23 protein-coding genes are annotated in these 23,789 nt (G+C 66.9%); 12 read left to right on the top strand and 11 right to left on the bottom strand.

Going from position 1 to position 23,789, the window contains the following annotated elements; all coding sequences use genetic code 11:
• Positions 1-3 precede the first annotated feature (3 nt).
• The 10 genes from NET02_RS12270 to NET02_RS12315 all read left to right on the top strand — a co-directional run bounded on the left by NET02_RS12270 (position 4) and on the right by NET02_RS12315 (position 9,917).
• The gene (locus NET02_RS12270; RefSeq protein WP_284057713.1) at positions 4-975 is read left to right on the top strand and encodes a PEP/pyruvate-binding domain-containing protein; all 972 of its coding nucleotides are present in this window, start codon (positions 4-6) and stop codon (positions 973-975) included.
• Positions 976-984: 9 nt separating this feature from the next.
• Entirely contained in the window at positions 985-1,590 is a 606-nt protein-coding gene (locus tag NET02_RS12275; protein ID WP_284057714.1) for an HD domain-containing protein, read from the top strand.
• On the top strand, positions 1,587-2,060 hold the full coding sequence (locus NET02_RS12280; protein ID WP_284057715.1) for an SRPBCC family protein: 474 nt from the start codon (positions 1,587-1,589) through the stop codon (positions 2,058-2,060). Before NET02_RS12275 ends, NET02_RS12280 begins: the two co-directional genes overlap by 4 nt.
• Positions 2,053-2,937 (top strand): FAD binding domain-containing protein, encoded by an 885-nt coding sequence (locus NET02_RS12285; protein WP_284057716.1) that lies wholly within the window; start codon positions 2,053-2,055, stop codon positions 2,935-2,937. Before NET02_RS12280 ends, NET02_RS12285 begins: the two co-directional genes overlap by 8 nt.
• On the top strand, positions 2,934-3,917 hold the full coding sequence (locus tag NET02_RS12290) for a fumarylacetoacetate hydrolase family protein (protein ID WP_284057717.1): 984 nt from the start codon (positions 2,934-2,936) through the stop codon (positions 3,915-3,917). The genes NET02_RS12285 and NET02_RS12290 overlap by 4 nt, the downstream gene beginning before the upstream one ends.
• 149 nt (positions 3,918-4,066) lie before the next feature.
• Entirely contained in the window at positions 4,067-4,363 is a 297-nt protein-coding gene (locus NET02_RS12295) for a putative quinol monooxygenase (protein WP_284057718.1), read from the top strand.
• Between the two features lie 96 nt (positions 4,364-4,459).
• Positions 4,460-6,163 carry a PEP-utilizing enzyme gene (locus NET02_RS12300; protein ID WP_284057719.1) on the top strand — a complete coding sequence of 568 codons (1,704 nt, stop codon included), beginning with the start codon at positions 4,460-4,462 and terminating at the stop codon, positions 6,161-6,163.
• Positions 6,160-8,457: a xanthine dehydrogenase family protein molybdopterin-binding subunit gene (locus tag NET02_RS12305; RefSeq protein WP_284057720.1), complete on the top strand. Its 2,298-nt coding sequence runs from the start codon at positions 6,160-6,162 to the stop codon at positions 8,455-8,457. The genes NET02_RS12300 and NET02_RS12305 overlap by 4 nt, the downstream gene beginning before the upstream one ends.
• A complete protein-coding gene (locus NET02_RS12310) occupies positions 8,457-8,936 on the top strand; it encodes a (2Fe-2S)-binding protein (protein ID WP_284057721.1) in 480 nt (159 codons plus the stop codon). The genes NET02_RS12305 and NET02_RS12310 overlap by 1 nt, the downstream gene beginning before the upstream one ends.
• A 189-nt stretch (positions 8,937-9,125) precedes the next feature.
• Positions 9,126-9,917, top strand: a complete 792-nt coding sequence (locus NET02_RS12315) for a hypothetical protein (protein ID WP_284057722.1) — start codon at positions 9,126-9,128, stop codon at positions 9,915-9,917.
• Here NET02_RS12315 and NET02_RS12320 read toward each other — a convergent pair.
• The 6 genes from NET02_RS12320 to fdh form a co-directional block, all read right to left on the bottom strand.
• Positions 9,820-10,221 (bottom strand): type III secretion fhipep protein, encoded by a 402-nt coding sequence (locus NET02_RS12320; protein WP_284057723.1) that lies wholly within the window; start codon positions 10,219-10,221, stop codon positions 9,820-9,822. The two genes, NET02_RS12315 and NET02_RS12320, sit on opposite strands and share 98 nt — an antisense overlap.
• Positions 10,222-10,236: 15 nt before the next feature.
• Positions 10,237-11,115 carry a formate dehydrogenase accessory protein FdhE gene (locus tag NET02_RS12325; RefSeq protein WP_284057724.1) on the bottom strand — a complete coding sequence of 293 codons (879 nt, stop codon included), beginning with the start codon at positions 11,113-11,115 and terminating at the stop codon, positions 10,237-10,239.
• Positions 11,112-11,348, bottom strand: coding sequence for a hypothetical protein (locus NET02_RS12330; protein WP_284057725.1), 237 nt, complete (start codon positions 11,346-11,348; stop codon positions 11,112-11,114). Before NET02_RS12330 ends, NET02_RS12325 begins: the two co-directional genes overlap by 4 nt.
• 1 nt (position 11,349) lies before the next feature.
• On the bottom strand, positions 11,350-12,237 hold the full coding sequence (gene nrfD / locus NET02_RS12335) for an NrfD/PsrC family molybdoenzyme membrane anchor subunit (RefSeq protein ID WP_284057726.1): 888 nt from the start codon (positions 12,235-12,237) through the stop codon (positions 11,350-11,352).
• A gap of 9 nt (positions 12,238-12,246) precedes the next feature.
• Positions 12,247-13,077, bottom strand: coding sequence for a 4Fe-4S dicluster domain-containing protein (locus NET02_RS12340; protein WP_284057727.1), 831 nt, complete (start codon positions 13,075-13,077; stop codon positions 12,247-12,249).
• Positions 13,078-13,142: 65 nt separating this feature from the next.
• Positions 13,143-16,328, bottom strand: coding sequence for a formate dehydrogenase (gene fdh / locus NET02_RS12345; protein WP_284057728.1), 3,186 nt, complete (start codon positions 16,326-16,328; stop codon positions 13,143-13,145).
• A 314-nt stretch (positions 16,329-16,642) separates the two neighbouring features.
• Here fdh and NET02_RS12350 point away from each other — a divergent pair, with 314 nt between their 5' ends.
• Positions 16,643-17,065, top strand: coding sequence for a hypothetical protein (locus tag NET02_RS12350; protein WP_284057729.1), 423 nt, complete (start codon positions 16,643-16,645; stop codon positions 17,063-17,065).
• 60 nt (positions 17,066-17,125) lie between these two features.
• The gene (locus NET02_RS12355; RefSeq protein WP_284057730.1) at positions 17,126-17,620 is read left to right on the top strand and encodes an NUDIX domain-containing protein; all 495 of its coding nucleotides are present in this window, start codon (positions 17,126-17,128) and stop codon (positions 17,618-17,620) included.
• Between the two features lie 49 nt (positions 17,621-17,669).
• Here NET02_RS12355 and NET02_RS12360 read toward each other — a convergent pair whose 3' ends face one another.
• The 5 genes from NET02_RS12360 to NET02_RS12380 all read right to left on the bottom strand — a co-directional run bounded on the left by NET02_RS12360 (position 17,670) and on the right by NET02_RS12380 (position 23,784).
• Positions 17,670-19,274, bottom strand: a complete 1,605-nt coding sequence (locus NET02_RS12360) for a thiamine pyrophosphate-binding protein (protein WP_284057731.1) — start codon at positions 19,272-19,274, stop codon at positions 17,670-17,672.
• A gap of 26 nt (positions 19,275-19,300) precedes the next feature.
• Positions 19,301-20,071: an aspartate/glutamate racemase family protein gene (locus NET02_RS12365; protein WP_284057732.1), complete on the bottom strand. Its 771-nt coding sequence runs from the start codon at positions 20,069-20,071 to the stop codon at positions 19,301-19,303.
• Positions 20,072-20,170: 99 nt separating this feature from the next.
• On the bottom strand, positions 20,171-21,358 hold the full coding sequence (locus tag NET02_RS12370) for a metal-dependent hydrolase family protein (RefSeq protein WP_284057733.1): 1,188 nt from the start codon (positions 21,356-21,358) through the stop codon (positions 20,171-20,173).
• 75 nt (positions 21,359-21,433) lie between these two features.
• On the bottom strand, positions 21,434-22,828 hold the full coding sequence (locus NET02_RS12375; RefSeq protein ID WP_284057734.1) for a M20/M25/M40 family metallo-hydrolase: 1,395 nt from the start codon (positions 22,826-22,828) through the stop codon (positions 21,434-21,436).
• Positions 22,829-22,842: 14 nt separating this feature from the next.
• Entirely contained in the window at positions 22,843-23,784 is a 942-nt protein-coding gene (locus NET02_RS12380; RefSeq protein ID WP_284057735.1) for an ABC transporter permease, read from the bottom strand.
• Positions 23,785-23,789: the final 5 nt, after the last annotated feature.

The raw sequence follows: 23,789 nt of genomic DNA on the forward strand, positions 1-23,789 counted from the left end.
GCGATGGGCTCGATCGCGACCCGCCCATTGATCCACTGGTTCGGCGATCCCGCCTGTGCCGACGTGCAGCTCGCCGGTGGGAAGGGAGCCAGCTTGAGCCGGATGGCCTCGGCTGGTCTCCCGGTGCCACCCGGCTTCGTCGTCAGCACGACGGCGTTCGCTCGCTTCCTCGACGCGCACGGGGTGACCGGACGGATCCTCGAGGCGCTGGAACTCGTTGACCCGGCGAGCACCGCCAGCCTGGAGGCGGCCTCGCGGGAGATCAAGGCAATGATCCGCTCGCTCGAGGTACCGCCTGAGATCGCCGAGGTCATCAAGGAAGCCTATGCGGAGCTCGGGCGCGGTGAAGACGTCCCGGTCGCGGTGCGGTCGAGTGCGATCGCCGAGGACTCGCAGGCGGCGTCGTACGCCGGGCAGCAGGAGACGTACCTCAACGTCGCCGGCGAGCGGCAGGTCATCGAGCGGGTGCGGGACTGCTGGGCCTCGCTCTTCGGCTCGCATGCGCTCTTCTACCGCTCCGAGAAGGGCTCGTTGCGTGACACCGCCATCGCGGTGGTTGTCCAGCGGATGGTTGTGCCGGAGAAGTCCGGCGTGCTCTTCACGGCTGATCCGGTGCAGCGGCGCCGGGATTGCTGCGTGATCGAGGCGACGTGGGGCTTCGGCGAAGCCCTGGTGTCCGGTCTGGTGGTGCCGGACAACTACCTGGTCGCCCGCGCCGACCGGCGACTGCTGAGGTCGTTTGTCCCGGCCAAGACGGTGATGCTGGTGCGCGACCCCTCTGGTGACGGCTTGCGGCAGATGCCGGTTCCCCCGGAGGCGGAGCGCGAGCGTGTCTTGACTGACAGCGAGGTGCAGGCGCTGATCGAGCTGGCCGAGCGAGTGGAAGCCTATTTCGGAGCGCCGCAGGACATCGAGTGGGCGATCGAGGGCGGCACGGTCTACCTGCTGCAGAGCCGCCCGATCACCACGCTGTAAGGGGAGACCATGCCGACGGTCGACGAGTTACTCGAACGGGCCAGCGCCTGGATCGAAGGCTACTGGAACGCCGACCACCTGCGGCGGACGCTCGACTGGCTGCTGGTGCTGGCGCCGGACGCTCGGGGCCACTTGAGGCTCGCCGCGCTGACGCATGACATGGAACGGGCCTATCCCGGGCCGGACTCGCCGGTGGCCGACGCCCGGAGGCCGATCCCTGACCGTGACTATGACCGGCTGCACCAGCAACGCTCGGCGCGGATCGTGGCCGACTGGCTACGCGGGCAGGGCGCCGAGCCCGCGCTGGTGGAGCGTGTCCGGGAGCTGATCGAGGCGCACGAGGAAGGGGGTTGGCCGGAAGCCGACCTGCTCCAGGCGGCCGATAGCCTGAGCTTCCTCGAGACCAACGTGGAGCTTTTCATCGGATATGCGCAGGAAGGAAAGCATCACTACACGCCGGAGCGTGTCCGTGAGCGCATGCGCTACATGTACGAGCGCATCAGGCTGCCGCAGGCGCGCGAGCTGGCGAGACCGCTCTACGAGGCCGCCCTGGCGCGGATCGACGATGCCTTCGCGCGGCAGGCGTCTCGCCCTGGAAGGGAGAGTGCCGGGTGATCATCAGCCAGGAATTTACGCTGAACGCACCCCGAGAGCGGGTCTGGGACTTCTTTCTGGACGTTCCCCGGTCGAGCGCCTGCATGGCGGGAGTCGAGGAGGTCACCCAGGTAGACGAGAAGACCTACCGGGGGCGCATCCAGGTCAAAGTCGGGCCTCTGCGGGCGGGCTTCAGCGTGACGGTCGAGCTCTCGGAGGTGCAGCCGCCCGAGCGCCTGGTACTGCAGGTTCAGGGCGATGACCGGGCCACCGGAAGCCTGGTGCACGCCGTCGTCACGGCCGCGCTCCAACCGCAGGGGGAGCGCACGCTGGTCAGCTACCAGATGGATCTTTCGATCCGCGGCGCGCTGGGACGCTTCGGCGGCACCGTGATCCAGGACGTCGCGCGCAAGATGACGGCGCAGTTCGTCGAGTGCGTCGAGCGGTCGCTCGCTGCGCAGGCAGGATTCGACGGGCGGCAGGATGGCTGAGTTCGCGGTCGTCGAGCCGGCAACTGTCGATGAGGTACTGGATCTCCTAGCCCGGTACGGCGAGGAGGCGAAGCCGGTAGCCGGGGGTACGTGGCTGGCGCTCGTGTTGCGCCAGGGGCTGCTCTGGCCCTCGCTGCTGGTGAGCCTGCGGCGCGTCTCCGGGCTGGCGGGGATCACGGTGGACGAGGTGGGGAACCTGCGGCTGGGGGCGATGACCCGTCTTCGGTCGATCGAGACCTCACCGCTGGTGTGGGAGCGGCTGCCGGTCGTCGCCGAGACCTACCGGGAAGTGGCCAACGTGCGCGTCCGGTACCAGGCTACTGTCGGCGGCAACCTCTGCGACGCGGATTACGCCTCCGACCCGCCAGCGTTGCTGACAGCGCTCGATGCGCGGGTGATCGCGGTGAGCCAGCGCCGGTGGAGGGCGATCCCGGTGCGGGACTTCATCCTTGGTCACTACCAGACGGTGCTGGAGCCGGACGAGCTGGTCACCGAGGTGGTCGTGCCGGCGCTGCCGCCGGACGCCGGTGCCGTCTACGTGAAGTACCGAACGCGCTCGCACGAAGACCGGCCGTGCATCGGGGTGGCCGCCGTGGTCGTTCCGGACGCCGAAGGGCGCCTGGCGCGGGCGGAGGTGGTCGTCGGCGCGGTCGCCGAGCGTCCCCAGCGGCTGCCGGAGGTTCTCGACGCCGTGAGGGGCCGCGCGCTCGACGACGCGAGCATCGGCGAGGTCGCCGAGCGCTACGCGGCGGGCATCGATCCACTCTCGGACCTGCGCGGCTCGGCGTGGTACCGCAGCGAGATGATTCGCGTCTTCGTCGAGCGGGCGCTCCGTGCTGCCCGCGAGCGGGCGCAGTGGGAAGGGAGACAACCGTGAAGCTCGCGACCTTCGCCATCCCGACACCGGCCGGGCCGGTACGCCGGATCGGCGCGCTGGTCGATGGGCGGCTGGTGGACCTGCAGGTGGCCTACGCCGGTTATCTGGAGCGAACCGACCCCGGCTGCGATGCCACACGCCTGGCGGCGGCGCTGCTCCCCGACGATATGGTGCTCTTCCTCGGCAACGGGACACTCGGCCGGGAGGCGGCGCTCCGGGCGATCGAGGAGAGCGGGCGGGGCGAGGAGGCACTGGGGAGACGGACTGCCTACCGGCTCGAGGAGGTTCGCTTGCTGGCCCCGGTGCCGCGCCCGCGGGTCATCCGCGACTTTCTGACCTTCGAGGGCCACATGCGCAACGCGAGCCGCGCGCTCGGCCGGGGCGGCGAGATCCCGCCGGCCTGGTACGAGGTACCGGCCTATTACAAGGGCGACCCCGACACGGTGGTCGGCCCCGACCACGACGTGGTCATGCCACGCTACACCGAGAAGTTCGACTTCGAGCTGGAGCTAGGCATGGTCATCGGGCGGCGCGGGAAGGACATCCCGAGGGAGGAGGCTCCGAAGTACATCGCCGGCTTCACCATCTTCAACGACTTCAGCGCTCGCGACCAGCAGATGCGCGAGGCGCCGGTCGGCATGGGGCCGAGCAAGGGCAAGGACTTCGACACCGGCAACGCTATCGGCCCGTACCTAGTGACGCCGGACGAGATCGACATCAGCGACGTGCGGATGGTCGCGCGGGTCAACGGTGAGGTCTGGTCGGAGGGCCGAAGCGCGGGGATGCACTTCTCCTTCGCCGACCTGATCGCCCACGTCTCGCAGAGCGAGACGATCTACCCGGGAGAGCTGTGGGGTTCGGGGACAGTGACGAATGGCTGCGGACTGGAGCTCGGGCGCTGGCTCCAGCCGGGTGACGTGGTGGAACTGGAGGTGGAAGGGATCGGCGTACTGCGGAACCGCGTCGTGCGCGCGGAGTAAGCGGCCAGTCGCGTCGCGGCGTCGGGCGCTGGGGCACGCTCTCCCCTCGAGGCGGTACTCCGTGCCCTTCGGTGGCGTGGTGCGACGCAGCGACGCTCGAGAGCGAGCTAGGGCAGCGTGAGGGAGACAGGACGGAGAGGAGGTCGCCGGTGTTCGTGGTGGTGGCGCACTACTACGCCAAGGAGGGCAAGGACGACGAGATCGCGGAGATCCTCCAGCGGATGATCCCGATCTCGCTGGCCGAGCCTGGCTGTCTTGTCTATTATGTCAATCGTTCGCTCGACGATCGACGCAAGTTCCTGCTCTACGAGCAGTACCGGACCCGTGACGACTACGAGGCGCATAAGGCCTCGGCGGCGTTCCAGGAGAACATCGTCGGCAAGGTGATCCCGATGCTGGAGAGCCGGGTGCCGGAGTTCTACGAGCTTGTGGAGCCGGCGGAATAGGTGTTGTGCCCGGCCGTGGCGGGAAGGGCAGCCGGGTGGGGAGCGAGCACGGAGTTGCGCGCGGTGTGAGGCGGATGAGCTGGAGGGAGGCCGGACATGGCTGCGACGACACCCGAGGTCCAGTTGCCGGTGACTTTCTTCGGCGATGATGAGTTCCCGGTCGAGTGGGAGAGCGAGGAGGAGAAGCAGCTTCACTGGTGGTGGGATGACCTGCACTGCCCACAGCCGCTCTCGCCGATGTGGTTCGACCTGGGCGGCTGGTGGTCCACCTGCGCCTACATGTTCCGCCGCTTCGGCGCGCCCTTCGCGGTGGACTGGAAGGCCAAGCTGGTCAACGGCTACCTCTACACTGCGGTGGTGCCCCCCGACCCTAAGTATGCCCAGGAGATCGCTCCCTACTACGGCATGGTCATGCCGATCTACGCGGAGCGCGGGCTCGAGTGGTGGGAGAACCGGCTGCGGCCGGAGATCCTGCGCAACTTCGAGTACCTGGACAACTTCCCCTATGACTCGGCCAGCCTGCCCGAGCTGATGGTCCTGTTCGAGGACGCGCTCGACATCCAGGAGCGCCACTGGCGCATCCACTGGATCCTGAACCTCTCGCAGTTCCAGGCCTCGCTGGACTTCCAGAACGCAGTCCAGGAGGTCATCGGTGAGGTGGACAAGGATCTGCTCGGCCGGATCATGGTCTCGGACGACGATCGCAACTGGGACGCGATCCGCGAGCTGTGGGAGGCGAAGGAGCGGGTCAAGCGGAACGCTGTGCTCACCGAGGCCTTCGCAAAGGAGACGCCACGGGAGGTTCTGGAGGAGCTCGAGAAGACGGCGGAGGGCCGGGAGTTCCTGCGCTGGCTGGACGAGTACAAGCGCGAGTACGGCAACAAGGCCATCTACAGCCACGAGTACGTCTATGTGACCTGGCGGGAGAACCCGGCGCCGATCATCGCGGCCATCCAGGGCTACCTGGCGACCGACTACTCGTTCCCCGAGGCGCTGCAGCGTCTCCGAGAGGACCGGGACGCGGCGATCCGCGAATTGATGGGCATGATCCCGGCCGACGACGTGCGTGGGCGGGAGAAGGTGCAGGCGGCGCTAGAGCGCGTGCTCCGGATGATGCCGCTGACGCCGGATCACCACTTCTACATCGATCAGGGCACCTTCGCGCGCATGCGCTACGTGCTGCTCGCGATCGGCCGGCGCCTGGTCGAGGCTGGCTTGCTGGACCAGCCGGACGACACGATCTTCCTGAAGTACCACGAGCTGCGCGTGCTCGCCGCGAACCCGTCGGCGATCCCGAACGCGAAGGAGATCGTGCGGGAGCGCCGGGAGGCCCGCGAGCGCGCGATGGCGATCCGGCCGCGCGAGTGGGTCGGCACGGTCACCCACTGGTCACTGTACGAGGAGCCGTACAAGCAGGGTGTTTGGGGTTACCCCCAGAAGTTCTACGACTCGCTCAAGCGGGAGAAGCGGGAGCCGGCCGCGCAGGTCGAGGGGCTCCCGGCCTCACCGGGGGTGGTCGAGGGCATCGCCCGGCTTGTCCTCACGCCGGAAGAGCTGGACGTGTTGAAGGAGGGGGAGATCCTGGTCTGCCGGATGACCAACCCGGCCTGGGTGGTCGCGTTCACGAAGATCGCCGGGCTGGTGACCGACTCCGGCGGGCAGCTCTCTCACCCGGCGGTCGTCTCCCGCGAGTTCGGCATCCCGGCGGTGGTAGGCACCACCAACGCGACGCAGATGATCAAGACTGGGGCGCGGGTGCGGGTGAACGGCAACACTGGCGTGGTGGAGATCCTGGGGTGAGCGTCGGCCGAGCTGTCCCGATGATCGACGCGGTCGAGCGGGTGACCGGCCGCATCCGGTTCTCCCAGGATGCGAGCCTGCCGGGCATGCTGCACGCCGCCGCCGTGCGCAGTGTCGTGCCGCATGGACGCATCGCGCGCGTCGACACCGCAGCGGCCCTGGAGGTGCCAGGCGTGGTCGCCGTCGTGACTGGGGAAGACCTGCGCCGTCTTCCCGGCCTGCGCCCGGTGTACGGCCCGCAGATCGAGGATCAGCCGGTGGTGGCGCTCGACCGCGTGCGCTATGTGGGTGACATCGTGGCGCTGGTCGCGGCGGAGACACCGCGGGCAGCGCAGGAGGCGGCGGCGCTGGTCACGGTCGAGTACGAGGAGCTGCCGGCGGTCTTCGACCCGCTCGACGCGTTAGAGCCCGGTGCGCCGTTGCTGCACGAGCTGGAGCCGGAGCGCCCACACGAGGGCACGGCGCTCTACTTCGGCATCCGCCCCCAGTTCGGCACCAACTGCTGCAACCTCTTCCGGATCCGGCGCGGCGACGTCGCGCGTGGCTTCGCCGAGGCCGACCTGGTGCTCGAGGAGACCTTCCGCACGCCTGCGATCCAGCACGTGGCGATGGAGCCGCACGCTGCCCTGGCCCTCTGGGAGGACGGCCGGCTGACGGTCTGGTCCGGCACCCAGACGCCGTTCAATACGCGGCAGATCCTAGCCGGGATCTTCGGCCTGCCGGTCGAGCGCGTGCGCGTGGTCGTACCCCCGATGGGCGGCTCCTACGGCTGCAAGGTCTTCCCGCGCATCGAACCCCAGGCCGCGCTGCTGGCGTACGTGACCGGCCGGCCGGTCAAGTTCGTGCTGCGGCGGGACGAGGAGTTCGTTACCCTGACGCGGCATGCCACGGTCGTGACGATCCGGCTGGGGCTGAAGCGAGACGGCCGCATCACGGCGAGAGAGGTACGAGCCTACTGGAACACCGGCGCCTACGCCGACTGCGGCCCCGACGTGGCCCGCAAGGGCGGCTTCGGCATCGTCGGTCCCTACCGGATCCCGAACGTAGCGGTCGACTCCCGCTGCGTCTACACCAACTTGCCGCCTGCCGGCGCGTTCCGGGGCTACGCGGTGACCCAGGCCACCTGGGCGTCGGAGTCGATGATGGACCTCGCCGCCGACGCGCTCGGGCTCGACCCGCTGGAGTTCCGGCTGCGCAACCTCTTGCGCGACGGCGAGACCTTCGCCACCGGCGAGACCCTGCACGACGTGCACTTCGCCGAGTGCCTGGAGCGCGCGGCCGCGGCGATCGGCTGGGAGGGACCGCAGCGCCGCGAGCTCGGCGATGGCCGGGTGCGGGCCAAGGGGCTGGCCGTGGTGATGAAGGGGATGACCACGCCCAGCCGCTCCGAGGCGAAAGTGGGGGTCGACCGGAGCGGCCAGGTGACCGTCTACTCCTCGACCGTCGAGCTGGGCCAGGGGGCTCGCACCGTGCTGGCCCAGCTCGCGGCCGAGGCGCTCGGCGTGCCGTATCAGCAGGTTCGTGTCGTCGACCCCGATACCGACCGCACGCCCTTCGACAACCGCACCACGTCCAGCCGCTCGACCTACATGATGGGCAACGCGGTGCGGCAGGCCGCGCTGGCGCTGCGCGAGCGGTTGCTACTGGCCGCGGCTCAGCGGCTGGAGGTGGAGCCGGCAGATCTGGAGCTGGTGGATGGGAATGTCCGGGTAGCCGGCGCGCCGGCCTCGGCGCTCACGTTCGGCCAACTCGTGGAGGCGACCGGGCAGGAGGAGCTGGTCGAGCACGGGGAGTTTCGCAACCAGGGTGGCCTCGACCCCGACACCGGCCAGGGCATCGCCTCCTCGCACTGGCACCAGGGCGCTGGCGCAGTCGAGGTCGAGGTCGACACCCGAACCGGCAAGGTGACCATCCTGCACGCGCATGCCAGCGTCTACGCGGGGCAGGTGGTCAACTGGCACACCGCCGAGCTTCAGAACCTCGGGTGCATCGTCTTCGGCGTAGGCAGCGCGCTCTTCGAGGAGCTGGTCTACGACCAGGGGCAGCTCGTCAACCCGAACCTCTCCGACTACCTGATCCCCTCGTTCCTCGACCTGCCGGAGCGGATGACCCATGACCTGATCGAGCGGCCCGGCGCGGAGATCCACGGGTTGGGTGAGACCGCGTTGCCGCCGATCCCGGCGGCGGTAGGCAACGCCGTAGCGCGGGCGATCGGCGCGCGGGTGACGGAGCTGCCGCTGACGCCGGAGCGCGTGCTGCGGGCGATCCGGGCACGCGACGGGGAGCGAGGCTGATGGAGCAGACGATCACGGTCGAGCTGAACGGCGAGCGACGGGCGCTCACCGTGCGGACGGATGCGACTCTCCTGGAGGTGCTGCGGGATGGGTGCGGGCTGGCCAGCGTGCGCGAGACCTGCGGGATCGGCATCTGCGGAGCGTGCACCGTGCTGGTGGACGGTGTGCCGATCAGCAGTTGCCTGCTGCTCGCGCCGCTGGCCGACGGCTGCCGGATTACCACCGTCGAGGGGCTGTCGCGCGGCGACGAGCTGCACCCGGTGCAGCGGGCCTTCATCGATCAGATGGCCTTCCAGTGCAGCTACTGCACGCCGGGCATGGTGTTGAGCGCGGTCGCGCTGCTGGCGGAGCGCCCGGATCCGAGCCCGGAGGAGATCGCCGAGTACCTGGCCGGCAACCTCTGCCGCTGCGGCTCCTACCCGCGCATCCTGGCGGCCATCTCCGACGCCGCGCGCCTGATGCGCCAGGCAAGCCGCTGAGCGCGACCGGCGGGGCTCCTCTTCACCTCTGACCCTGCGGCCATCCCCTTCTCCCAAACCTTCGGGAGAAGGGGATAAGAGTTGAGAGCCGCCCGACGCTCTTACATTCCCGACTTTCTCCCCTTGACATCACCCCCCGTACTAGAATAAGGCTAGCGAACTCACTAGCTCAACTGTAGGAGGACGAGGATGACAGGGCTGGTCTCGCGTCTCACGATCCTCGTCGCGGTGCTGGTCGTCGCAGTCGGGGCGCTGGCCTGGGGATACTGGGCGGGCGCCCGCTCCCGGTCGGAGGCCGGCGAGCAGCCGGCCGTGCTTCCCGTGCTGACCCCTGCGCAGGAGCAGCTCGTGCGGGAAGCGGCCCTGGCGCACCCGACGGTCCAGGCGGTACTGGCGACGCTCCCGTCGCGCGAGGTGGCGATCTCCTACGGCACGGTCAACGATCCGGCCGGTGAGCTGGCCGGGGGCATCGCCTGGATGCCGTTCGACTCGCCGCAGACCGTGCGCGGCGAGTGGCTGATCCCGCTCGACTGGCAAGCGCGCTGGCCGCCGTCGAGGTTCGAGCAGGCGACGTATACCGTGCGGAACGCCGAAGGCCTGCTGGTCTGGGTCGACCTTGGGAGCGGGCGTGTGGTTCGCGTGGAGGCGACCGGCGCATACGCGAGCGTCGATCCGGCCGAGGACCCGAGGGCACTGCCGAGCGAGCTCGAGGGGCGCGCTGCCGAGCTGGCGCTGGCCGCGCCCTGGCTCGAGCCGCTGCTGGCTCAGGGGAAGCCCGAAGTCAGTGGGGTCAGTCCCGTTCATACCGAGCACGCGGGGCCCGCTGGCGCTCGCACGCTGGCATTCAGGTGTGGAATGGCAAGGCCGGCTCGCGGGGGCTGGCTCAGGTGCCTGAGTCGTCGCGCGAGCGGCGCCCGGTGTCCAGCCGGGGCTCGGGCAGCGCGTCGTCGCTCGGCGCGCCGGCGGCGAGCCACTCGCTGAAGCTCGGATCGTGGCGAGCGAGCTGGTACTCCTGATAGATCTCCTGGCAAACAGCCCGCACGCCCCCGCTGCCCGGCGTCGCGAGCACGAGCTCGAGGAGCCAGGCTTCGAAGACATCAGGGTCGGGATCGGCCTCGATCACCCGCTCCAGCACCTGTCGCTTGAGGCCGAGACCGATGCTGTCGGGCGTCTGGTCGCGCTTGCGCCGCTTGCGCCGCCCCTCGGCCGCCTCGAGCGCCTGGAGCAATGCCCGGCTGAAGGCGGCCGGGCGCAGCAGCGCGGCATGCTCGGTCAGTCCAGCCATACCGACCCTCCCTGCTCAGGCCTCGCGGTCGCGCGGCACGACTCGCGTGTCCAGCGGGAAGCCGAGCGGGCCCGGCCGCTGGTACTCCCGGTCGAGGGCGACCAGATCGAGCTCCACCGTCATGAGGTCTTGCAGGAGCAGATCGCCGAGCGACCAGGTCGTGATCGTCGAGAAGGTCTTCAGGTAGCCCCGGCAGCGCTCGCACACCTCCACGCGCTGCGTGTCCTGCTTCCCTTCCTCGGCCAGGTAGCGCAGAGCATGGTGGTCAGCGTTCCCGCAGAAGGGGCACTCCTGGTGGGGATAGGGCCACTCGCTCGCGCAGCGGCCGCAGCGCAGCCAGCGGCTGCGCTCGAGCCCGCGTAGCTCGGCGAGCGCTGGCCAGGCACCGCAGACCGGGCAATACCCGGCGCGCCACTCGAGCTGTCGCACCAGCTCGCGTGCCCGACGCCCGCAGGTTACGAGCACTGGCAGGGCCAGCGCCTGGCCGACCACCGTCAGCAGCGAGGCCGGCACGCCCGACTGTACCGCCAGCCGCTCGAGTTCGACCTCGCGGTGCGCAATGCTCGCCGCGAGGAGCGCGACGGCGTCGAGCCTGCCGCCGGTCACCGCGGCCCAGAGCTCCTGCCCGCCCTCGACTGATTGCGATGCGACGACGCGGGCGAGCTCCTCGAGCACGAAGGTGAGTCGAGCGCTCTCGACCCCGATCGCGCGCTCGTGCAGCAGTGGAGGCCGAGATGCGCCGTACGGCGGCACCTGGAAGTCGATCGCGACCGCGCTCTCCCACGCTGGATCGGCAGCCGAGCGAAGCGCGGCCGCGTAGAGACGCGCTAGCGGCGCAGCGACCTCGTCCTCCTGCGCCAGCGCCTCGAAGCGGTGAAGGCTTGTCCCACTCACTCTATCGGCATCCCGGCGAGCCCGCTCGCGTTACCCGGGCGCGGCGTGTTGTAGTAGATCACTCGCGGCCCGGTGGGCCGGAGCTCGACAGACGCCCCGCGGTTACCGATATCGCCGCCGGGGCCACCGCCACGGGCGCGCGAGGCCTCGGGGCTGCAGGCTCCGAGCGCCAGGGCCAGGACGAGGAGCACAACCGACGCCACATGCCGGACAAAGCGACAGACCCGTACCACGTCAGGCTGCCTCCGACGACAGCAGCATCGCCATCCGCAGCAAGAAGCCACCGACGAGCACGAGCACCGCGGCGCTCGGCAGCGTCAACCGGCCGAGGAGTCGCGGTCGCCAGGCGAGCGCGAGCGGGACGAGAGTCCCCAGGAGCACCGCCACAACAAGCAGGACGCCATAGACGTTCTGCAGGACGAGGCGCCGGACGTCAGCGTCGAGCGTCGCGGCTAGGATGACGACCACGAGCAGGGTGAGGGCCAGCGAGCCGGCCATCAGATTGCGCAGCCACTGTGACACCGCTGGGGAGCGGTCTCGGGTCAGGAGTAGCAGGAGCGCGCTGGCCATCGCGAAGCCAGAGGCGAGCAAGAGGATGCCGAGCCAGGGTGTATCTCCCCACAGCGGCCGGTTCGTGGCTGAGAGCAAGACTCCCTTGTATCCGGCATAGAACACCCCGGCGATCCCGGCGAGAGCCGCCAGCACCGTTCCGAGAACGCCTCGTGCCAGGAAGGCGAGCCCCGATGGAAGCGGGCCACGATCGGCGAGGCTCCCGACCAGTGTCAGGAACGAGAAGCCGCCCAACAGGAAGAGCGCCCACGCACCGTCAGCCATCGGCGCCCACCACTTTTGGAAGGTGGGGCCGAGCGTCTTGGAGAAGAGCAGCATGTGCCAGAACCGTTCCGGCCGCTTGAGATCGAGCGTCAAGAGCAGGCCGCTCAACGCGCTGCCGACCGTCGCAACGGCGAAGCCATAGCGCGCGATGAACCGGTCATCGCGGCTGCCGAACAACCAGAGCAGCGCCGCGATCGCTGCTGCGGCGCCAGCGATGCCGGCGATGAAGAACTCCGAGACAGCCCACCAGCCCCAGTGGGGTGACTTGGTGAAGAAGGTATCCGGCATCGCTTCCCCCTATCCCTCGGTCTCCGGCGCTTGCTGCCGACGTTCCCGCTCCTCGGCGGCCAGCCGATCCATCCGCTGCTTGCGCAGTCCGGCCAGCCCGAGCAGTCCGAGGGCGACCGCACCGGCCGCCGAGAGGGCGCTGGCCGGGGCAGCCTTCTGGGATGGGAGCTGCGGGTTCGAAGGCAGCCCGTACACCTCGGGCTCGTCGAGCAGGAGATAGAAGGAGTTTAACCCGCCGAGGATCGACTCGTCGTGCCCGTACAACCGTGCCTGCGTCACGCCCTGGGCTTGCAACTGTTCCAGCCGTGCCTGTGCCCGCTGTCGCAGCTCGGAGATCGGCCCGAACTGGATCGACTGTGTCGGGCAGGCCTGGGCGCAGGCCGGTACCATGCCCGCTTGCATGCGGTCGTAGCAGAGCGTGCACTTCATCGCCGTGTTAGTCTCGGGGTTGATCTCGATGACCCCGAACGGGCAGGCCGCGATGCACGCCCGGCACCCGTTGCAGACGTCGGACTGGATCACGACAGTATCGAACTCCGTGCGGATGATCGCGCCGGTCGGGCAGACTTCGAGACAGGCTGCCTGGACGCAGTGCTTGCACACGTCGCTCATCATCAGCCAGCGCCCGGTGCTGCGATCGGGGCTGAACTGTTCGATGAACTTCACGTGGCGCCACTGGATGCCGCTGAGCGCGACTGTGTTGTCGTAGCTCACGCCGCTGAGCGTGACCTTGCCGCCGTTGCGAGCTGGGAGCTGGTTCCAGGCTTTGCAGGCAACCTCGCAGGCTTTACAGCCGATGCAGACGGACGTGTCGGTGAAGAAGCCCATCGGTTCTGGCATGGCATGGCTCCTTCAGCTTCTCCCGCGCGCGGCGAGATGCCTCGCGCGGGCGCCTACCTCGCTCCTCACTGCAGCTTCTCGACGTTGCAGCACAGGGCCTTGCTCTCGTGGATCGAGACGTTCGGGTCGCCCACCATCGCCGTCAGGTCGTTGACGATGTCGCCGGTGACGATGCCCATGTAGCCCCAGTGCCAGGGCATGCCGACCTGGTGGACGACTTTGCCGTCGATCATCAGCGGACGCAGCCGCGGCGTGACGAGCGCCTTGGCGACGATCGACCGGCGCTTGGTCGTGATCTTCACGAGGTCGAGGTTCTTGATGCCCTTCTCCTCGGCCAACTCCGGGCTCATCTCGATGAAGAGCTCGGGTTGCAGCTCGGCGAGCCACGGGAGCCAGCGGGTCATCGCTCCGGCTAGGTGATGCTCGGTCAGCCGGTAGGTGGTGAGCACGATCGGGAAGTTGGGATCGCCTACCTGGGCGAGCTGGTTCTCCTCGTGCTGCCAGTGCTTGGCCACCGGGTTGTGCTGCTGCTTCGGGTAGAGCAGGTTGACGACGGGCGACTCCATCGGCTCGTAGTGCGTCGGCAGCGGCCCATCGGCGAGCCCGGTGGGCACGAAGAGCCAGCCCTTGCCGTCGGGCATCATGATGAAGGGGCTCTTGCCGTCGTGGGCGTCCAGCCCGGTCGCGCCTGGCTTAGCCGGAGTATCGGGGGCCTTGGTGGCCGCGAAGTCGGGCACGTCGTATCCGACCCACTTCTTCTGCCCGGCGTCCCACCAGATGTACTTCTTGCGCTCCGACCACGGGTTGCCGTCCGGATCGGCCGAGGCGCGGTTGTAGAGCACGCGGCGGTTGGCCGGCCAGGCGTAACCCCAGCCCAGGTTGGTACCCGGCTTGTTGTCCGGATCCGGCTCGCGGTTGCGGGCCAGCAGCTTGCCCTCCTCCGGGAAGACGCCGCAGTAGATCCAGGAGGCGCAGGTGGTCGAGCCGTCGTCCTTGAGGTCGCCGAAGCTCTTGAGCAGCTCCTTCGTGCCGGTCTGGTAGCCGTTGATCTCGCGGATGATCTTGAAGACGTCCGGCTCGCCCTCGATCCGCGTGTTGGTCGGATAAGTGCCGGGGTCGTAATCGAAGTCCCAGAAAAGGTTCTTGATCCCTTCGTCTCTGGGCAACGTGCTGTCGGCGTAGAGCTTCTTGAGCCGCAGCGCGAGCTGGTGCGTGAACCAGGCGTCCGAGCGGCAGTCCCCGGGTGGGTCGGCGGCTTTCTCATGGAACTGGATGAGCCGCTGCGTGTTGGTGAAGGTGCCTTCCGTCTCGGCGACCTGAGCCGAGGGGAAGAGGAAGACCTCGGTCTTGATGTCCTCCGGCTTGATCTGGCCGCTCTTCACCTCCGGCGAGGCGTACCAGAAGGAGGCTGTCTCGGTCTCGAAGTTGTCCTTGACCACCAGCCAGTCGAGCTGCATCAGCGCGCGTCGCTGCAGCGCGCCGTTGATCGAGGTGGCCGGGTTCTGGCCGAAGATGAGCGCGCCCTTCACCTCTCCCTTCGCCATAGCGATCATCGTCGCCATGTGCGAGTAATCGCCGGAGATCTTCGGGTGCCAGTCGTAGCCGAAGTCGTTCTCCGGGGTAGCCGCGTCTCCGTACATCGACTTGAGGTAGCTCACGATGAACTTGGGGAAGTTGGCCCAATAGCCGGTTGGCCGCGTCTCGGTCAGGATGTAGTCGGCCAGCGTGTCGTGCGCCTTGCGGGCGTCCGGGTGGTTCATGTAGCCGTGGATCGAGTGGTACAGCGTCGGCACGTCGGTCGAGCCCTGGATAGTGGCATGGCCGCGCAGCGCGAGGATGCCGCCGCCCGGACGGCCCATGTTGCCCAGGAGGAGCTGGAGGAGGGCGGTCGTGCCGATCGTCTGGACGCCGTGGGTGTGCTGGGTCCATCCCATAGCGTAGACGAAGGTCGTCGTGCGCTCCCGCCCGGAGTTGGCGGTGACTGTCTCCGCCACTTTCAGGAAGACGTCCTTCGGGCAGCCGGTGATGCGCTCGACCATCTCCGGCGTGTAGCGGGAGAAGTGCCGACGCACGATCTGGAACACGCTGCGCGGGTGCTGGAGCGTAGGATCTTTCTCGGCGGCCGGCGGCACCATCCGCTGGATCATCTCGGCGAAGGTCGCCGCCTTCTTCGCCTCTTCGCGCGCCTTGGCCGGATCCCACGGCTCGACGCGCTTGTACTGCCAGGTGGCGTTGTCGTAGATGTACTTCTGCTCGCTCCCCTGCGGCGCTTCTTTCAGGCCGGAGAAGACGCCCTCCAAGTCCTCGGTGTCCTGGAAGTTGTCGTTGATGATGGTCGCAGCGTTCGTGTAGTTGACGACATAGTCCTTGAAGTACTTCTCGTTCTCGATCGCGTAGCTGATCAGCCCGCCCAGGAAGGCGATGTCGGTGCCCGAGCGGATCGGCACGTAGAGATCGGCCATCGCCGAGGTGCGCGTGAAGCGCGGGTCGACATGGATGAGCGTCGCGCCGTTGAGCTTGGCCTGAGCCACCCAGCGGAAGGCGACCGGGTGGTTCTCGGCCATGTTCGACCCCATGATGACGATGCAGTCGGCGTTGACGAGGTCACCGGGGAAGGTGGTGGAGCCGCCGCGCCCGAGCCGTGCCCCCAGACCGGGGACGGTCGAGCTGTGTCATATCCGTGCCTGGTTCTCGATGCGGACTATCCCCAGTCCGCGCATCAGCTTCTGCTGGATGTGGTTCCACTCGTTGTCGATCGTCGCTCCGCCGAGGGAGAAGATGGCGGTCGTGTGCATGACCCGCTTGCCGTTGGGTAGGGTCTCGACGAAGGTCTCGTCGCGCGTCTTCTTGACCAGCTCCGCCACCCGGTCCATGGCCCAGTCGAGATCGACGACCTCCCACTGCGTGGCATTGGGTGGCCGGTGAAGGACCTTGGTGAGCCGGTTCGGGTTCACGTGGAGCTGATACGTCGCTGCGCCCTTGGGGCAGAGGTTACCCATGTTGATCGGGCTCTTCGGGTTTCCCTCGATGTTGACGATCTGCCCGTCGACCACGTGAACCAGCGTGCCGCAGCCGACCGCGCAGTACGGGCAGACGCTGGGGAATACCTGAGCGTTCTGGATCCGCAACTGCTGGGCGCGTACCTGTTTGGGGCGAACGTCGATACCGAGACCCAGCAGTCCCCCGACTGCCGTCCCGGCCGCTGCCCCGCTCACCTTGAGGAAGCGCCGGCGCGAGAGTACGACAGCCATCAGCCTCCTCCTTCTACTCCCCGGCGCGCAACCTGCCGCGCCGGGCAAAGCATTAGGGTGATGGAAAGCACGTTTCTAACCGAGAGAATAGTCATCGATAACCGATGTTGTCAAGAGGGGGGCAACCGAAAGGTCGAGCAATCCGTTCCGACCCTGCCAGCTGCTGGCGCGCTTCCCGCTTCGAGGCGCGTACCGTCTTCCCGGTTTATGGTTCCCTGGTACGGGGACATCACTCCCGGCCCTCGCCCGCGCGTTGCCAGCGAGGGGTAGGGCGAGGAGAACAGGGTTCCCTCTCTACCGGACAGGAGGTGATCGTGTCGCCGAATCCCCGTCGCTCGCTCGCTGTCGTGCCGCTGCTCCTGCTGGTCTTTGCCTGCAGCCGTGGCCCGGCGCCGACGCCAACGCCGACTCTCACCCCGAGCGACCAGGTCAAGATCGCTGTCCGCTCCTACCTTGCGGCGATCTACGCCGGCGAGGCCGAAAAAGCCTGGGACATGCACACCCGGGAGACCAATCAGGGCGAATCGTTCGATCAGTTCGCCGAGGCGGTGGACGTCGCCGCCAGTGTGGGGGACCAGATCGAGATTGTCCAGATCGACGAGCCGGAGATCAACGGCGAGGAGGCTCGCTGCACCGTCGTGCAGCGGCTGGGCCCGCGCATCTCCGTCTACACCTTCACCCTCCGTTACGAGGACGGCGAGTGGCGCATCCATAACCCGGCGCAGTTCAACCCCTGAGCCCCGGGTGTGCGACACTTCGGCGGGAGCGTCCGCGAGGCGCGGGAGGAGCGAGGCGATATGGAAGAGCGGGAGCGAGCGCTGCACGTCGTCGCGGTCGGCGGCGTGGTGGTGCGCGGCGATGCCGTGCTGCTGGTGCGCATGGCTTATGGCCCGGCGCGTGGCCAGTACCTGTTCCCCGGCGGGCTGGTGGAGCCGGGGGAGACGCTCGACCAGGCGGTCGCGCGCGAGGTCCTCGAGGAGACCAGTGTGGCTGCCGAGCCGATAGGGGTGATCGGCCTCCGGACACGCTACGACGGGCCGCGCTCGGATACCTACGTCATGTTCCTCCTGGAGCACCGCTCGGGCGAGCCGCACCCGGACGGCCAGGAGAGCGACGACGCCCGCTACTTCGGCCTGCCCGAGCTGGAGGCCGCTGGCGATGCGGTCACCGGGCTCTCGCGCTACGTCTCGCTTCGGGTACTGCGCGGGGAGTACTGCCTCCAGCGCTTCGCCGCCGACTTCGACTACCGCGCCGCCGGGCGCGACCCGGAGCGCTGGCGGATATTCTGCTGATGGTCGGCTAGGCGAGCGGTCCCTGGACGACGAGTGCCGGCGGCCGCGCTCAGACGATGTCACGGTACGCGTCCGGGTGGAGCGGCACCTCGATCACGAACGGAACATCGGCGCGCAGCGCCTGTTGGGCCGCCTCGGCGATCTCTTCCGGCGTACCTGCGCGGACGGCGTCCGCGCCACAGGCGCGCGCGGTGGCGACGCAGTCGATCGGCCCGAAGTCGACTCCGTGCCGGGGCAGCCCGCGCGACTCCTGCGCCAGCCGGATCAGCGAGTACGACTGGTCGGCGATCACCACGACGATGATAGGCACGCCGATGCGGCAGGCCGTCTCCAGTTCGTGGCTGTTCATCGAGAAGCCGCCATCGCCCAGCGCGGCCAGCACCGGCACGCCCGGCCGGGCCAGCTTAGCGCCGATGGCGGCCGGCAGCCCGTAGCCCATCCCGGAGAGCCCGTTGGACATCCAGAACGTCTCCGGGTAGCGGCTGGGCCAGAACTGGCCGAACAGGTACTTGTGCGAGCCGACGTCGGTGGTGACGATGGTCTCGGCCGGCAGGACGCTCGCCAGCGCCTGCACGATCTCGACCGGCTTGAGTCCCCGCCTGGGCGCCCGCGACTCCCCGCGGGCGATCGCCAGCCGCTCGGCGCGGATGGGCGCGAAGGGGTCACCCCAGGCGCGCGGGGGATCCTGCCGGCTCAGATGCTCCAGGAGCTGGCCGTGGTCGGCCAGCAGCAGGTCGTGGCGGGGTAACTCGCCGGCCGCGTTGGCCGATTCGAGCGCCCAGAGCACCGGCAGACGCGCGTGCCAGGTCTTGTCCACCTCGACCGGGTCGAAGCCGAACCCGACGAGCAGGTCGGCCTGCTCCAGCGCCTGGAGCATCAGGTCGTCGATCGCCATTCCCCCGATAACTCCGACGAAGTTCGGCGCCGTCTCGTCGACCAGGCCCTTGACCTTGGGGGTGACCGCGACCGGAAGCTTCCAGCTCTCGAGCCAGCGACGCAGCGCCGGGGCGTTCGCTGGCCGGACGCCGAGCCCGAGCAGGACCAGCGGGCGCTCCGCCTGAGCAAGGCGCTGGGTGAGCTCCGCCGCGGCGGAGACCGGATCGCCGACCGGCGCCGGCTCCGGTGGCTGCCAGGGGATCACCGGCTCGGCGGCGGGCAGCCGGGCGTCCTCCGCCGACAGCGTGAGGTAGCTGGGGCCGAGCGGCTGCGCCAAGGTGGCGGCGACGGCCCGCCTGACCGCGCTGCGGGCGTTGAGCGGGGTCATGCGCTCGACGTGCTTGGTGACCGGGCGATAGATGTCGTGGAGCGGCAGCCGCTGGTGGGTATGGCTGGGAGGCCAGCTCGCCGGGATATCGGCGGAGATCGCGAGCAGCGGCTCGCGGTCGAGCCAGGCGTTGGCGAGGGGCAGCATCAGGTTGGCGGCGCCGGGGCCGAGCGTGGTGAGCGCCACGCCCGCCGTACCTTTGAGCTTGCCGTAGACCCCGGCCATGATCCCGGCGTCGGCCTCGTGGCGGCAGAGGACGTAGTCGATGCCGCGCTGGCGGAGAGCCTCCATCAGCACCAGTACTTCCCCGCCCGGCAGCCCGAAGACGCGGTCGACCCCGGCTGACGCGAGCTCTTGGGCAACAGCTTCAGCAATAGTCTGCTCTGCCATGCTCACCCCTATCGTGACGGTTCTCCCTAGCGCCAATTCGAGTCATGGAATGACCCGAGATCATGGGATGCGACAGCCCAGCGTATCATCGTGGTTACATCGAAGACAGGAAGCCCGGTCAGCGCGCGAATTCGGTGCGCGTAAGGGGGCATGTTTGTACATTCGAGCACGATCGCCCCAACACACGGGTCACGCTCGAGCAAGAGCCGCGCGGCGTCCTCGTGTTCCCGCGTGGCTCTCTCAACATCGAGCTCTTCCAGGTTGTCGAGCAGCACCGACGTGAAGTGACCGCCGGCTTCTTCGAGACCGACCACGGTGATCGGAGTGTCCTGTGGTACGCGCGCGGCGGCCAGATGCTGAGGCGTCAGCGATCGGCGCTCGACGGTAAGCACGCCGATGCTTCGCCCTCGGGGCAGTAACGTGGCGACGAGCGGGATCTGCAAGAGGCTGGACGTGAGCACGGGGACGCCAACACTTTCCTGAAGCTGTTCCTGGTACAGGATAAGGAATCCGCAGCCTGTGGTAATCAGCTCCACCCCTTGTCCTTCAAGATCGCGCGCTGCGTCGATGAATTTCTGGACCAGGTCGGTCTCGCTGAGATGGCGGACCACCAGGTCAGGGGTGGCGCCTGACACGACACGATAGGCGACCGGAAAGGGCCAAGTGCTCGCGTTCCCGATGTCCCCAGGGATGCGTGGGAAGCGAGTATCCAGCATCAGGATGCCTACTGGAATTCCATAGGTCTTCTTCCCGCCGCGCGCGACTCGTCCAGATTCTCGCGACTCGGTAGCGATCATGATGGCCTCCCGAGGCTTCGCGCTGACTCGGTCGGTTCACTCGAGGAAACTGATGCAGCTCCCAGCGATCCCAACCAGCAGCGAGCGCCAGCTACGCGTCTACATGTTTAGCTCGTCCCGGTAGATGACACCATCACGCATGACCAACCGAATGTCGGTTTGAAGAGCGGTGATATCATCCAGTGGGTTTCGCCCGACAACAACCAGATCTGCGAGTTTACCTGGCTCGACGGTGCCAATGAGATGGTCCAGCTTGAGCAACTCCGCCGCCGTGCTCGTCGCGGCTACAATGGCATCCTCGGGCTTCATCCCTGCCTCGACCATCAACTGTAGCTCGAGAGCATTCTCACCGTTCTTCATTCGAGAAGGTGCTCCTAAGTCGCTTCCCATAGCGATCTTCACGCCCATTTCCATGGCCATTCGGAAACTTCGGCGATGCGGCTCGAGCAGCGGTTCCGCACGAGCTACCCGCCATGGTTCAGCCTTGCGACGTACCGCGTAATAGTAGAAGGGACCGAACGTCGGGACGAGGTAGGTTCCCTTCTCCTTCATCATCTGGCAGGCTTCCTCATCGAGGAAGATTCCGTGATCGATCGAGGTTACGCCTGCGGCGATCGCATTCTTAATACCGGTGAGCCCGATAGCGTGCGTCTGGTTCAGCTTGCGCGCTCTCGTCGCTTCGAACACCGCTGCGCGAATCTCTTCTGTGGTGAATCCTTCGACGTCTACATCGGCCCCAGCGGTAGCGACGCCAGCGGACACTGCGAAGATCTTGATGCTATCGGCTCCACGCTTGACGAGCGTGCGAACCGCGCGGCGTATCTCATCGACGCCGTCAGCCTCGATTGCATAGTGATGGACATGCCCACCGGTCATCGTGAGCCCGCGTCCACTCGCCAGGATACGAGGCCCGAATGATATGCCCTGGTTGATTGCGTCGCGTACATCGATATCGAGGTCGTACTGTGCCCCTGCTGACCGCACGGTGGTAAAGCCGGCTAACAGCGATCGTTGAACCGCCTCGAGCGACCGCAGGGCGAGAACGCCAACTGGATCGTGCTCGTGCGCAGGGTCATAGTCTCCACCAGCGAAGTGCAAATGAGTATCGATCATGCCCGGCATCAGCACCATGCCTTGGAGGTCGTAGATTCGGTCGACGTCCGTATGAGCGATCGAGCCTCTTGGCCCCACGCCTACTATACGGTTGCCTTCTACCAAAACATCGTGGTGCTCGAAGTACCCGCCCTTCCCGTCGAGCATCGTGGCGTCGGTGAACAGTACGCGCATGACCTACCCCCTCTCGCCTCTCGGGTGCCGTCCTTCTCCCGTAAGTTCCGCGTCCGACGAACGAAATTGGTGATGCTAGCGATCCGGAAAGCGGGCAAGCTCGGCGAAATTCAGGATGACATTGGCGACATACTCGATGCCGTCATCAAAATACGGAACGAGCATGAATTCATCAGGTGCGTGTCCACGCCAGTTAGGCGGGCCGATCCCGGTGATGGCGCCAGCGATACCGAGCTTTCCCGCGAGCCACGTTGCCTGGCGGCCCGAACTCTCGTGCCGCGGTTTGATCGCTACCGGTTTCCCATACACGTGTTTGGCTGCACGCATGATCGCCTCAGTTACCGGGGAGTTCAGCGCACTTTGAGTGGGATCGGTCGATGTGAGTCGTGTAACGGTAATTCCTTCGAACTGATGTGCTCTGAAATGTCGCTCAACCTTCTCATAGATGTCATCGGCGGTCTGGTTCGGCACGAGTCGAAACTCTAACCTGGCGATCGCCTGAGCTGGCAGCACTTCCTTCCAACCCGGTCCCGTATAGCCGCTATCCAACCCTGTTATCGTGAGACTCGGCTCGAACAGTAGCTTGCGTAGAGCTTCTATTCCCGTGACGTTATCCGGAAATTCGGAGATGCCAAGCTCTTCTGCATAGGCTGAGTCATCCCATGGATAGGATCGAAGGATGCTGAACTCGTCCGGATCGGGGGGACGCACGTGGTCGTAGAAGCCCTGTATCGTTATTCGTCCAGACGTATCGCGCAGGCTCGCGAGTGCATGCACGAGGCGCCAGCCGGCATGTGGGGCTAGCCGCGCCCTCGAAGAGTGCAGATCCTTGGATGAACCAGTCGCCTGGACTTCGAGGACAAGCATGCCTGAACTGCCGAGCCAAATGAACGGATGATCAGTTGGGGCGAAACCGGCATCGAAGCTGACAACTGCGTCAGCCTTGAGTAGACCGGCGTGCGTGTCGAGGAATTCGTCTAGTTGGGGACTGCCACGTTCCTCAGCACCATCGAACAGCAGCTTGATGTTCAACGGGTACTGGCCAAGGACCCGGCGAAGCGCATCCAAGGCCGCCAGGAGGGCGGCCAAGTTCCCCTTTGCGTCCGTTGCTCCGCGTCCAATGATCTTGTCCCCAAGTTGCCGAGCCTCGAAGGGGGGAACCGACCATGCTTCGACCGGTTCCGCTGGCTGTACATCGTAGTGGCTCGTCAGCAAAAGGGTGGGGGCGTTCAGGTGGGGCACCGATTGACCAAAGACCATCGGGCAGGCCGGGGTCGGCAGAACCCGTGACTCGAAGCCAAGGTCCTCGATGAGCGTGTCAATTCGCCGCGCACATCGATCCAAGAAATCTGGTCGACTTCCAACTGACGGTATCTGTATCAGCTGCTGAAGTACATCGATATAGTGTTCAGAGCGATGCTTGACTACTTCAGCAATCTCTGACCGGGGATCTCTATTGGTCGCGCCCATCCACCTGCCCTTATCTACGATGTACTCACCTGACGTGCTCTCTTCGAAGCCGGGTCTAGTTCATCTCGGATCCAGTCACCGACGAGGTTGATAGCCATCACTGTGATGAAGATGGCTGCCCCTGAGATCCCAGAGATCCACCAGGCGGTGGCAACATACTGGCGGCCTTCCGAGACCATACCGCCCCAGGTAGGGATCGAAGGCGGGACTCCGAGTCCCAGGAAACTCAAGGACGCTTCAGTGATGATGGCCCGTGCAACTTGCAAGCTGGCGACAACGACGATCGAGGACGTCACATTCGGCAGGATGTGACGGAGCAGAATCCGGAGACTATGACACCCGATGGCCCTCGATGCGACGACGAATTCCTGCTCGCGCAAGGCCAAGACTTCGCCACGAACGATTCTTGCGTAGTAGACCCACCCGGTGATTCCTATGACGAGGATGACGTTCCTGAGACTGGGGCCGAGAACGGCCATGATCGCGATCGCCAAGATGAGTGATGGCAATGCATACTGGAGGTCGGCAATCCGCATGATGATGGAGTCGACGCGCTTACCGTAGTACCCGGCGAGCAGGCCGAGTGCGACTCCGATGCAGCCTTGGACGGTAACCGCTAAGATGCCAACGGCCAGCGATATTCTCGAGCCGTAGATTATCCGGCTCAACACGTCGCGACCTAGAGCGTCAGTCCCGAGAAGGTAACGAGGATCGCCCCCAGTGCTCCAGGCTGGTGGGACTAAGCGTCGTGCTATGTCTTGGACCGCCGGGTCGTGTGGAGCGAGAAGCGGCGCAGCAACACTGGCGATACCGATACCGATCAGCACGAACAAACCGACCAAGGCAGGCAGGTTCGTTCGCAGGGACCGCAGGTATCGCCTGTACGCTGGCGGCTCCTGGCGTACTTCGAAGCTTGCGAGTCGCGTCTCAACCGTACATGAACGGATGTCGGCCATCGACC

The sequence above is a fragment of the Thermalbibacter longus genome (genome assembly GCF_023806485.1).
Taxonomy (GTDB): domain Bacteria; phylum Chloroflexota; class Chloroflexia; order Thermomicrobiales; family Thermomicrobiaceae; genus Thermalbibacter; species Thermalbibacter longus.

Excerpts from the sequence above, each read along its gene's own strand:
- NET02_RS12360 (WP_284057731.1), bottom strand. The coding sequence starts at position 19,274 with ATGGCAGAGCAGACTATTGCTGAAGCTGTTGCCCAAGAGCTCGCGTCA.
- NET02_RS12315 (WP_284057722.1), top strand. The coding sequence starts at position 9,126 with ATGACAGGGCTGGTCTCGCGTCTCACGATCCTCGTCGCGGTGCTGGTC.
- NET02_RS12275 (WP_284057714.1), top strand. The coding sequence starts at position 985 with ATGCCGACGGTCGACGAGTTACTCGAACGGGCCAGCGCCTGGATCGAA.
- NET02_RS12355 (WP_284057730.1), top strand. The coding sequence starts at position 17,126 with ATGGAAGAGCGGGAGCGAGCGCTGCACGTCGTCGCGGTCGGCGGCGTG.
- NET02_RS12320 (WP_284057723.1), bottom strand. The coding sequence starts at position 10,221 with ATGGCTGGACTGACCGAGCATGCCGCGCTGCTGCGCCCGGCCGCCTTC.
- nrfD (WP_284057726.1), bottom strand. The coding sequence starts at position 12,237 with ATGCCGGATACCTTCTTCACCAAGTCACCCCACTGGGGCTGGTGGGCT.
- NET02_RS12375 (WP_284057734.1), bottom strand. The coding sequence starts at position 22,828 with ATGGGCGCGACCAATAGAGATCCCCGGTCAGAGATTGCTGAAGTAGTC.
- NET02_RS12380 (WP_284057735.1), bottom strand. The coding sequence starts at position 23,784 with ATGGCCGACATCCGTTCATGTACGGTTGAGACGCGACTCGCAAGCTTC.
- NET02_RS12270 (WP_284057713.1), top strand. The coding sequence starts at position 4 with ATGGGCTCGATCGCGACCCGCCCATTGATCCACTGGTTCGGCGATCCC.
- NET02_RS12365 (WP_284057732.1), bottom strand. The coding sequence starts at position 20,071 with ATGATCGCTACCGAGTCGCGAGAATCTGGACGAGTCGCGCGCGGCGGG.
- NET02_RS12285 (WP_284057716.1), top strand. The coding sequence starts at position 2,053 with ATGGCTGAGTTCGCGGTCGTCGAGCCGGCAACTGTCGATGAGGTACTG.
- NET02_RS12340 (WP_284057727.1), bottom strand. The coding sequence starts at position 13,077 with ATGCCAGAACCGATGGGCTTCTTCACCGACACGTCCGTCTGCATCGGC.
- NET02_RS12370 (WP_284057733.1), bottom strand. The coding sequence starts at position 21,358 with ATGCGCGTACTGTTCACCGACGCCACGATGCTCGACGGGAAGGGCGGG.
- NET02_RS12310 (WP_284057721.1), top strand. The coding sequence starts at position 8,457 with ATGGAGCAGACGATCACGGTCGAGCTGAACGGCGAGCGACGGGCGCTC.
- NET02_RS12300 (WP_284057719.1), top strand. The coding sequence starts at position 4,460 with ATGGCTGCGACGACACCCGAGGTCCAGTTGCCGGTGACTTTCTTCGGC.